A 12,236-nucleotide genomic window follows, 5' to 3' on the forward strand; every position below is an offset into this window, starting at 1 on the left:
TTGCCGACGCGCATCGTGTCGGGAATCTTAACTGCATCCATGACGCTCTCCCTGCTGACGGGGATCAGCGGGCCTGGCGCGGCGGCCGTGATAGAGGCCGCCCAGCAGGCTAAGACCCGGAATCAGGCAGACGTAGAGACAGCCGCCTCCAAGACCGATCTGGAGGGGGCTGAGATTCCTATGCCCCTGGTGCTGGATAAAACCAGCATCGGCTTTACCCAGGGCTATGAGGAGACGGAAGTCACCGCCTACATGACCGACATCCAGTATCTTGGGCTGTTGAGCATAGAGGAGTATGCCGCCTTTTTCCCCGCCTCCCTGAATCTGGAGCGGGTGGAGTATCTCAGCCGGGACCAGCGCAAGTATATGGCGACCCTGGACGAGCCCAGGCGCCTGAGCCTGCGCGCCCAGGCGGAGGCCAAGCTCAAGCTGAAGGAGCAGTTCGTGTGGGAGGCCATGTTCGGCGAGGAGGATTACAGCGACGAGCTCTCCTTTGAGCCGGTGAGCTGGACCATTTACGACGCCAGCGAGACCACCGCCCCCATGATCTCCTGCCGGGTTAAGGTGACCTGGACCGGGGAGAAGCCCACCCAGGCGCCCAGCGCCGGGGCCCTCTCCGATGCGGATCTGGCCCAGCAACTTCTCAACGGGGCCAACACGGAGGACACCACCGGTTCCAAGAGCATTTACGACGAGTCCCCTGAGATCCAGGAGTTCCTCCGCCAGCTGTACAGCGAGGGCCTGACCCAGGAGAACTCTGATTACGACCTGTCCGTCTTTGGCGGGGAGGAGCCCCAGAGCTCTGCCACCCCCGCCTCCCCGTCTCCCTCCACCGAGGCCGGCAGCTTCAACCTGCTGGGCCAGGAAGAGGGGGCTGCCCCTTCCGCCGCGCCGGAGGCCGCCGAGTCTGCGGCCCCCGCGGTCAGTTCTGCCCCTGAGGAGACTGCCGCGGTCAGCGCGCCTCCCGCCGAAAGCGGAGAGGTGGAGGTTGAAGAGGGCGAGGTCCCCATGGCCCCCCAGCCGGAGGCCGAAGAGGGCGAGACACCCACCGCCAGCGCGGAGCCTTCCCCCAGCAGTGAGGAAACCGCCGGGACAGGCACGGCCGGAGGGCCGGAGTTCCTGGAGGCCATGTTCCGCGTCTCTCTGAAATCCAACGAGAGCATCACTACATATGGCTCCGCCGTCTATCTCCCCGGAGTGGGGGAGGCCCAGACGGGGGCCAATACCACTGAGAACGGTGACCCCGCCCCCGGGGACGAGAACTCTCCGGAGGGGGAAAACGAGGCCGGCACGAATGAAAACGACGGGAACACCGCCGCGCCGGAAACGCCCAGCACCTTCTCCGGCAGTTCCGGCAGCTCCGCCGTGACCAACATCGACATCGAGACCGCCTTCAACGGCCCCACCCTGAACAACCCTGCATCGAATCCGGTGCAGGGGTACCTGCGCATGGTGGCGGGCCAGGAGTTGGACGTGGGCAGCTATCTGGGGGCCCTCATCGGCGCCGCGCCCAACAGCGGCAACATCGTGGTGCTGGACCGGCGGGTGGCCCAGGTGGTGGACGGCACCACGAAGATCCGGGCCGTGGGCGAGGGGCGGACCAGAGTTTACGCCCGCAGCTACATCGGTGGTATGCCCTCCTTCGGCGTCATGGAGCTGGAGGTCCGGGGGAGATATACCGAGAGCAGCGCCGACCCCAGCAACCCCGACGCCAAATACGCGGTGTCCATGGTGGCCTCCGGCCACGCCCACACTCTGGCTCTCCTCTCCGACGGCACGGTCCAGGGCTGGGGCTGGAACAGCCGCAAACAGCTGACCAGCATCACCATCAGCGGCAGCGCCACCTCCGATATCAATACTCCCATGACCATCAACCGCACCAAAGCCGGCGGCGCGCTGACCCCGCTGAGCAATATCGTGTCGGTGGCCGCGGGCTATCAGCACTCCATGGCTCTTTCCGCCGACGGCACCGTCTGGGTCTGGGGCGACAACAGCCGGGGCCAGCTGGGCCAGAACAACATCACCAACGCCAACTATCCTGTTAAGGTCCGGGGCCCGGAAAACGGCCTGGACACCAACAGCGAGGGGTACCTGACCAATATCGTCTCCATCGCCGCCGGGGGCTATGTTTCCATGGCGGTCACGGCTGACGGCCGGGTCTATGCCTGGGGCGACGACAGCATGGGCCAGCTGGGACAGGGGGAGGACCCCGCCGATCCCTGGACCAGCGGCAGCGCCTCTGACCGGATGGCGGGTCTGCCCGTCCTGGTGCAGACCGAGGATGCCAGCGGGAACCTGACGAACCTGAAAAACATCATCTCCGTCTCTCTGGGCGCGGACTTTGCCAGCGCCCTGGACTGGAACGGCAACGTGTACAGCTGGGGCGACAACCGCAGCGGCCAGCTGGGCCTGGGCGATACCAACGCCAACAAGCCCGTTTTGGCCGCCACGGTTCTCAGCGGCCTGAGCGGCGTGGTGGACCTGGACGTCAACGGCGGCGTGGGCAAGTGGGGCCAGGCCTCTTACGGCCACGGCGCCGCGCTGAGCGTCAACTTCAAAAACGGCAGCAGCGAGGAGTTCGCCACCCCCGTGACCTGGGGCTGGGGCACCAACAGCCACGGCGAGGTGGGCTGCAACGACCAGGTGAACAAGCCCTCCCCCACCCAGGTGAGCTGGAAATCCTCCGCCCTGCTGGAGGGCCGCATGGTGGGGGTCTCCGCCGGCTATGAGTTTACCCTGGGCCGCACCGACAAGGGCGCCCTCTTTGCCTGGGGCGCCGACTCCAACGGCCAGCTGGGCTTCGGCACCACCGCCATGACCTCCGGCGCCGGCGGCACCCCCAGCCAGGCGGTGCCTGAGCTGGTGTGGGCTGCGGAAAACTCCGACCTGACGGTAAACGGGTATCTGGACAAGGATCACGAGCCCGGTGTCTACGAGGTTTCCACCGGCGCCGACTTCTCCGTCATCGTATTTGAAGGCGGCGTGGTCAACGCCACGGGACACAACGCCAGCAAGCAGCTGGGCCTGGGCAAGGCATTTGATAATCAGAACAACGTGGGTATCATCAACCGGGTCGGCGACGATATCGACCGCTATCTCATTTTCAATAAGGTGTGGGTCTACACCGACGACGTGGACGAGGATACCGGCGCGGTGCTCTCCACCACCCTTTCCGCCCGCTACGCCAATCAGCTGGGCGTCTATCAGGAGACCGATCCCAATGCCCTGGCCATTCCCGAGACCCAGCTTTTGGCCAGCCTGTCCATCACGGACCGTCAGCATATCACTATCTTCAAAGAGGGCATCACCCGTTATTACAGCGTTGGTTTCAACCTGTGGGAACGGGATCGTGCCGTACCTTACAACGTGGGGGAACCGGATGAGTTCACCTACGATTCCAGCGACCCCATTATTATCACCGCCAGCCAGATGGCTGGGGACACGGCGCCCTACAACGGGAAGCTGACCCCCACCCCCGGCGAGGGCGACAGCCGCTTCGGCACCAGCGACATCACGGTGACCGAGGTGCTGGCCGATCCCGACGCCTTTATCTACTCCGGCGGGTTCGCCGTGGAGGTCAAGGACTCCGATAACTTCACCGACGCCTGCATCCGGAGCGGCGAGGGCTTTACCGTGGCCCTGAAGACCGACGGCTCGGTGTGGGCCTGGGGTGACAACACTTATGGCCAGCTGGGCATGGGTGCACCTGGCAAGGAAATCCCCTTTACCACTTACCCCGTTCAGGTGAAGGGTGTGGACGGCCAGACCGACAAGCTGAACCTGATCGAAGAGATCTCTGTGGGCTTCTACCATGTGCTGGCCCGGACCAGTGACGGCACGGTGTACGCCTGGGGCCGGAACGACCGTGGCCAGCTGGGCCTGGAGGATTTCAACGACCGCTCCGCTCCCGCCCAGGTCCACGCGGGCAACCTGACCCTGGGCGGCACTTACCTGGTGGGCGCCACCAGCATCGCCGCCGGCGGGTTCCACTCTCTGGCCTATCTGGGCAAGGCGGACCAGTTCGTCTATTCCTGGGGCGATGGCCAGCGTGGCCAGCTGGGCCAGGGCGAGGACTTCGGCGCCGGCGTGGAGATGGTGGACCGGTGCAGGAACTATCCCGCCCAGGTGGTGGATAAGACCAACTCCGACAGCGGCTACCTGGAAGGGGCCCAAAAGGTCTTTGCCGGCGGCTGGCACTCCATGGCGCTGGGCAGCAACGGCAGCTACGGCAGCTATGTCTCCGCCCTGATGACCTGGGGCGACAATACCCGGGGCCAGTTGGGCGTCACCACCGGCGACGAGTATATGCCCAGCCTGGGCCTGGCCACCATCGCGGGCAACACGGTCATGGGCGGCGTGGTGGATGTGGCCGCAGGCTACTACCACACCCTCGTGATGATCCGGCCCAACGACGGGGCCACCACCTACGGCATCCGTGCCTTCGGCGACAATACTTACGGCCAGCTGGGCCCGGTCAACGATCCCAGCGTGCTGAAGTACAGCGCGGCCATGGACCTGAAAGAGGGGACCAACGTCATCACCAACGGCGTGGCCATTGCCGCCGGCAAGAACCACACCATTATCGTCCGGGGACATTATAATGAGGACGGCACCCTGGCCTCCAGCAGTGTCTATGGCTTCGGCGACAACGGCCGGGGCCAGCTGGGCCAGGATAGCTCTCTCGTGACCGGCAACCGCAGCGATTGGGAGATCGGCAGGATCACCGCGCTGGAGGGCCGGGCCGTCAACCGGGTGTCCGCCGGCGACGGGTTCTCCGGGGCTTTGGATGAAGCGGGCAACGTGTATGCTTGGGGCGCCAACGACTGGGGCCAGCTGGGCGAGTTCTCTCTGGGCCAGCGGGACAACGATGTGGCGGACTCCGGCAACAGCGAGGCCTGGATCGCCACGGTCAACGGCAAGGTCGTGGGCTATGACGACACCTACGAGGTGACGGTGAACCTCAAGCACAACAGCGCCGCCACCCCCTGGACCGACGCTTCCGCCCTGGGTCACGTGATCACGCTGGTCACCGACACGGGTGTCACCGCCGCCACCCTCACCGATGCCGCCGGGAACACCGGCGTCTATACCGGCAGCGCGGCGGCCGGTACCTACGATATCTGCGACAATGGTGTAAAGGTAAACAGCATTACGGTTGGGAACGGCCTGGACAATAGTCTGGACCTTCTCTACCGGGACTGCACGCTGGAACTGAACCTAGACAGTGGGGCTGCGCTCTGGACCGATACGCAGGCCGACGGGCGGACCTTCTCCCTGGGGATGGACGGCGTGACGGTGGGCAACTACTATCCTGTGGCGGACGACGATTCTGACGGCGTCTGCCAGATCACTCTGCCCGTGGGCAGCTGGACTCTGTACGACAGCCTCTCCGGCGTCGTGAAGGAGCAGGCCTTGGTGGTCAGCACCGACGATACCCAGCCCACCACCGGCAGCGCCCTCTACTATACTGTGGATTACTCCGTCACCGCCGGCAGCGGCACCCTGGAGATCGCCCTGGTTTCCGGTGTGATCGGGACCGGCCTCACCAGCGGCAGCGTGATCCTTCCTGCTGGCAAGGCGATTACCTTTACGGCTTCTCCCGCCGATCCCGGGGATACGGCGAAGTGGTACGACAATACGGTGAATGCCGTGTTCCAAGTGGCCAGCCTGAACGGGGCTATGAACGTCACTGTGGAATTCGTCCCCGCCGCGGCCTCCACTGCTCTCCTGGATGAGAACGAGGCTCCCGCCGATGGGGGAACCGCGGCCATGGCCGACGCTTCCGCGGAGGAGACTCCTGCGGCGGCTCAGGAGGAGACGGCCCCTCAGGAAGAGGAGAACGCCGCGCCTGCGGAGATCTCCGAGAGCACTGTTTCCGCGGAGGACGATGCCGACTCTCTGGCGGAGGTCCCCAGCATCGCTACCTATAATAATAGTTACGCCTCCACCACCGGGCGGGCCAGCGGGCGGATCGCCGCTTCCTCCTACACGGTGGCCAGCAGCTATGCCGCCGGTTCCGCCAGCAGTGAGCTGGGCAATTTGGTGGAGCTGCGCCCCGGCGACCAGGTGGACATCAGCGGCACGGTGGAGCACTACTTCAGCAACTTCCGGGCCATGAAGTACACCCAGGACCCCAAGACCTATTCCGTGAGCAGCGGCGTGTTCCAGGTCCAGACCTCCGACCCCTCCGTCGTGACGGTCACCGCCAATTCCGGCAGCATCCTGCTCAACGCGGTGGGCTCCGGCGAGGCGACCATCCGTCTCTACAACACCGATTCCGCCACCGGGAGCAACAAGCTCTCCGCCATGTTCGTGGTGAAGGTGGACACGGTCAAGACCGGCGGGGCCGCCGGCACCCAGATCCAGACCACTCCCGCCCTCTCCCTGGGCGGCGACTTCAGCGTGGCCCTCAAGTCCGACGGAACCGTGTGGACCTGGGGCTCCAACAAGCATGGCCAGCTGGGCGCCAACCTGACACAGGAGTACAGCGACACTCCGGTGAACGTGGTTTACCTCAACGCCGCCGACGGCAGTGAGCAGGTGCTCACCGGGATCGTGGCCATCGCCGCGGGCGGCGACCATGCTTTGGCCGTGGCCGCCGACGGCACGGTTTGGTCCTGGGGCTCCAACGAGCACGGCCAGCTGGGGCTGGGCACCCTGGATGTGACCAGAGAAAGTAAAGCTGTAAAGGTACAATCCTTGCCAGACGGCGTCATCAAGGCCGCCGCCGGAAAGGGTTATAGTGTGCTGCTCACTTCCAAGGGGACTGTCTGGAGCTTCGGCTACAATGACAAGGGCCAGCTAGGCGTGGGCTACACCGGCCTGGTCCGCCGCTATCAGTTCGGCGCGGACAGCGCCCTGACCGGCGCGCTCCCCTATGTGTACCTCTTTAATGATGTGAAGGACAACAAGCACATCCCCACTCTGATGGAGTTCTACGATTACGATATGTATCTGGCCGAGCTGGCCGCCTATGAGGAGGAGCAGGACAAGATCGCCGCCGGCGAGATGCTCCCCAGCGAGGCCACCCTCACCCAGCCTATCTATAACTGTGACGTGACCCTCCCCACCCAGGTGCGCCAGGGCGACGACGCGGCCAAGGGCGTCTATCTGAATCACATCATCGCCATCTCCGCCGGGGACGGCCATACCCTGGCCCTCCGCTCCGACGGCGCCGTGTTCGGCTGGGGCGATAACCGCAAGGGCCAGCTGGGTACCGGGAATGTCCTCAATTACCGGGTGGCCGTCCAGGTGAAGAAGGGCGCTTACGATGTGAGCGCCGACGGCCAGGGCGGGCTGGACGACGGACGGCTGAACAACGTGCTGGCCATCAGCGCGGGCGGCAGCCACTCTATGGCTCTGCTGCCCACCGGCCTGGTCTACTCCTGGGGCGACGGCACCTATGGCCAGGGCGGCAACTCCGCCGGTGTGAGCGCGGTCTATCCCGCCGGTACCCCGGAGGAGGATCGTCCCACTCCTGGCAACGAAACTACCTTTACAGCGCCGGTGAAGTCCAACGTGACCGGGGCCACTGCCGTGGCCGCCGGCGGAAACAGCTCCGCCGCCGTGAGCGGCCGGCAGGTCTACTCCTGGGGCTCCAACCTCCATGGTGAGCTGGGCCGGGACGAGGCCAACGCCGTTACCGCCTGGACGGACATCCCCGCGCTGGTGGCGAAGGGCGACAGCTCCAACGCCAGCGCCAGCGAGCCTTCCCTCTCCAACGTGATCTATCTGGCCGCGGGCTCTTCCCACATGGGCGTGATCCGGGGCGACGGCTACGTGTGGAACTGGGGCGGCAACGCCGGCGGCCAGCTGGGCAACAGCTCCGTGGTGGACGCCTATGCCCCCGTTATGGCCGGCGACCGGGAGTCCAAGGTCCTGGTCAGCGGCGACTATTGGCTGACGGATGGTGTAAACCAAGAGCACTTTACGCAGAGCAAGCCCATGGGCGAGGAGAACCCCTCTCAGGTGATCATGGACCGGGGAGAGGTGCTGGTATTCGACCTGGACAACATTTACTATCAATACCTGGCCGGGTTCAACCTTCTCACCGACGGTACCCAGAGCCAGGTGGACAGCGTGAACCTCAAAGCGTACAGCTCCGATCCCGCCATTTTGACCGCCCCCTATCTCTCCGGGGACGGCACGGTGGGCAATCCCCATCTGGCTACCTTCGCGCCCACCGGGAAACTGGGGGCCGCCACGGTGGTGATCGCCTCTTCGGAAACCCTCTCCGACGGGAGCCAGAGGCAGAACTTTGTCGCCATACCCGTCTTTGTGCGCTATCAGCAGGATTACAGTACAGGAGAAGATGATGCCATTTCGGCCTCACCCATGCTGGCGGCGGGCAAGAAGCACTCGGTTGCCCTGACCGCCAGGGGCGAAGTCTATGTCTGGGGCGACAACAGCTTCGGACAGCTGGGCTTCTCGTCCGCGGATCCTTTGAGCGCGTATCAAAACACCCCTGTGCGCACCCTGAACGGCATCATGAATGGCGACAAGGAAATCAGCTTTACGGCTATCGCCGCCGGCGATTACTTTACCCTTGCGCTGGATAATTTTGGACGGGTGTGGGCCACCGGTCTGGCCAGTCATGGCCAGCTGGGCCGCAATGCCCGCTCCTTCGAGGTGGAAGTGACCCACGAGGTCACCACCCCGGAGGGCACGACCATGGTCACGGAGACCGTGACTTACGACTATTCCCCCGAGTGGGCTTTGGTGGTCCTGGAGGATGGAACCCCTCTGGGCACCAACCTTCTCAGCAAAAAGTACTTTGACGAAACCACAGGCACATACCAATATTATAATGAAACGGACCCCGTGACCGCCATCGCCGCGGGGGCCAACCACGCCCTGGCGCTGACCCAGAGCGGCTTTGTGTACGCCTGGGGCGACAACAGCCGGGGCCAGGCCGGCATCAACCGGGACGCCACCGGGATCGATCCCTCTGTGGAGGGGGCCGATCTCTCCAACCTCTATCTGACGGTGGCCCACCCGGTGACCAAGGGCGGCAGCCCCAGCGCCAGCGCCCGGATGGACAACATCATCCGTATCGCGGCGGGCGGGGACAGCTCCTATGCCGTGCGCTACAACGGCACCGCCTTCGCCTGGGGCGACGACCGGGAGAAGCAGCTGGGCGACGACAGCACCGCCCAGTACCGTATCGCCCCCGTGCAGCTGGCCGGCACCACGGACAATCTGAACGCCGAGCACATAGACCAGGTCATTGATCTGGCCGCCGGCAGCGGCCACGCCGCCGCACTGCGCTTTGATACCAGCGCCGGCCTGGGCGCAAACGGCGCCGGGGTCCTCTACGGCTGGGGCAGCAACGCCTTCAAGCAGGTGAGCCTGGATGACAGCACCGCCCAGGGCACCATCGGCCGGGCCAGCCGCATGAGCGCCACCGCCGACAGCGTGCGCCAGATCGCCGCGGGCTATCGGGGCACTTTGGCCCTCACCGAGCGCAGCGGAGACCGGGTGCTGCTGGCTTACGGCGACAACAGCGGGGACAACCTGGGCGTGAACCGTCCCGGGACCGCCGCCGTGGCGGGCGTCCCCTTTGACAAAGACAATACCGTCAACCATGCCGCAGGCGCCCAAGAGGCGGACTACATGCAGCAGGTGGACGTGTTCGCCGTTGGCGAACAACATATTTTGGTGAGCCGGGATACCGGCCTCGTCTACGGCGCCGGTCAGAATGACCGGGGCCAGATCGGCGACTTCACAGAGGAGGCGCGCGTCATTCCCGTACTGGTGGGAGAGCGCACCTACCGCACCATCGAGGCCTGGGGCTACGTGGGGCAGTACGCTGTCCCCGGCTATGGCGGCACCTCCGTCTCCCTGGGCCTAGAGCAGACGATCGAGGGCGAGAACGATTACCTGATGATCGACCTGACCAAGCTGTCGGTGGAGAACACCTTCGGCCTGAACCTGCTGAACCTGGAAACGGTCACCGCCAACAACGCCGGTGATTTTGAAGTGGTCTCCATGGACGAGAGCATCCTGGCTCCCGATCCCGCGGGCACCACCACCCCCGCCGCGTTCAGCGCCTTTGCCGCGCCCAACCGGCTGGATCCCGACAACATCAAATACGGGGAGACCTATCTCATGATCCGCCACAAGCCCACGGGCGTGACGGCGATGCTCCGCGTCCTGGTGCAGCCCGCCGGGGGCGCGTTTGTGGAGCCCCAGGTCTCCGTGGGGGCCAGCCACACCGTGGCGCTGAAATCCGACGGCTCCGTTTGGGCCTGGGGCGACAACCGCCACGGCCAGCTGGGCGACGGCACCTTCGTGGAGCGGGCCTTCCCCGTCCAGGTGCTTGATGACCAGGGGAATCCCTTTACAGCCGCCACCGCCGTGGCCGCCGGTGACACCTTTACTCTGGTGGTCTCCAGCGGTAAGGTGTGGGTCCTGGGCGAGCTGGAGAACGTGACCAAGTTCCATGAGGAAGAGGAGGGCGGCGGCTCCGAGGAGGAGTACCACGACCCCGTTACGTGCCCCCGCTGCGGCAGCGACAACATCAGCCGGGCCAGCAAGACCGAGCACGTCAAGCAGGCCACGGAGGAGGCGGCTCCCGCCCCCGGAACCCTGACGGCCCATCAGGACGAGAACGGCGTTACTTATTATGAATACAGCGATTTTGCCAGCGCCTCCGGCGCCCTGATCGCGTATTACAAGGATATGTCCTTTACACCGGAAGAGGGCAGCAATGAAGTGCGCTATATCCCCTCCCAGTTCCGGGACGCCGCCACCGGCGGCGAGCTGGAGAGCGATGAGGGGACGCAGTACTATGCCCTTTATCACAATCCTGAGACCGACAGCTTCCGCTGTGTCCTTGTGACCTGGACCGATACTCAGATCGCGGTGCCCACCGAGGACTGGTTCTGCTCCAACTGTACTCTGACCTGGAGCCCCAAGAACGACGTGCCTTACTGCACGGTCTGCGGCAAGAACGCTTTTGAGCTGATCTACGACGACAAGACCAACGTCTGGGCCGGGACCGGCTATGAGGAGGCCGTCAAGTGGTCCGCCGACCGCAACGCCGCCAATCCGGAGTATAAGATCTACAAGTGCCAGAACAGCACTTGCGGAAATATTGTCGAGGTCCCCTATCCCGCCACAACGGTGACCGCTCCTGTCCCCGCCGTGGCCCTGCTCACCCGCCAGGCGGCGGAAGTGGTGGACGGGGAGACCCACACTACCAATGTTGAGATCACCGGCGTCACCGAAGTGGCCGCCGGCGGTTCCCATGCCCTGGCTCTGGGCGTCAATGCCGAGGGCGAGCGGATCATCTGGGCCGCGGGCAGCAACGCCCTGGGCCAGCTGGGCCAGAACGACCGGCTGGAAAAGGTGGGCGCCGTGGTGGTCAAGGGCCTGAACGGCAAGGGCGACTTCAAAAACGCCACCCATTTGGCCGCGGGCGCCGACTTCTCCCTGGCCCAGCTGGGCGACGGGACTGTCTGGGCTTGGGGCAGCAATGAGTTTGGCCAGCTGGGCGCCGGATACGCCATGGGCACTGACGCCGATACCCTGGCTGTGAACGGCTCCAACACTCCCGTCCAGGTCAAGGACGGCCCGGACTTCCCCATGGAAAGCGTGGCCACGGAGCATGTCCTCAGCCGGGTGGCCTCCATCTCCGCCTTTGGCCGCACCGCCGCCGCCATTGCCTTTGTCTATGATGATGTGAATTCCGCCTGGACCACCCGGGCCTACGCCTGGGGCGGCATGCCCGTGGCGGACGGCGCCGCTCCGGTCCAGACCAGCGTGCCCGTGGTCCTGAAGGACAACGGGGGATTTGTCGTGTCCGGAATCACCAGCGTGTCCGTGGGCCGGTCCCACATCGCCGTGGTGGCCAAGGACAACGGGAGCTATACCGCCTACACGGTGGGCTCCAACGCCTGGGGCCAGCTGGGCACCACGGCCTACCCCGCGGGCTCCGCCGGGCTGGTGGCCATGGCCGCCGGTCAGAGCGAGCAGGCGGCGGGGGTCTTTCTGAGCGGGGCCAACCAGGTCCACGCCGGCGGCGATGTCACCCTGGTGGTTTCCGCCGATGGCCGCGTGCTGGCGGCGGGCGACAACCGGGTGGGCCAGCTGGGCATCGTGGCCAACGGCGAGGAAGCCGCCCACCAGCGGGACCATGAGGGGACCGCCCACTATGTCAGCAGCCACCGGGGCAGCCTCATCGCGGTGAAGTTTGTTCAGAACACGGCCTCCCCCGTGGGCTTCAACTACTATAC

General features: G+C 65.1%; 1 protein-coding gene (only partly in view). It reads left to right on the forward strand.

Annotation, left to right across the window (positions count from 1 at the left end; translation table 11 throughout):
- Nucleotides 1-12,236 carry the 5' portion of an RCC1 domain-containing protein gene (locus tag AAEU42_RS03160; protein ID WP_342232078.1) on the forward strand. 90,424 nt of this gene lie beyond the right edge of the window, so 12,236 of the gene's 102,660 nt are visible here — the first part of the coding sequence; the start codon lies at nucleotides 1-3; its stop codon lies beyond the right edge, outside the window.

Source organism: Pseudoflavonifractor phocaeensis (genome assembly GCF_038439875.1).
Lineage (GTDB): Bacteria > Bacillota > Clostridia > Oscillospirales > Oscillospiraceae > Vermiculatibacterium.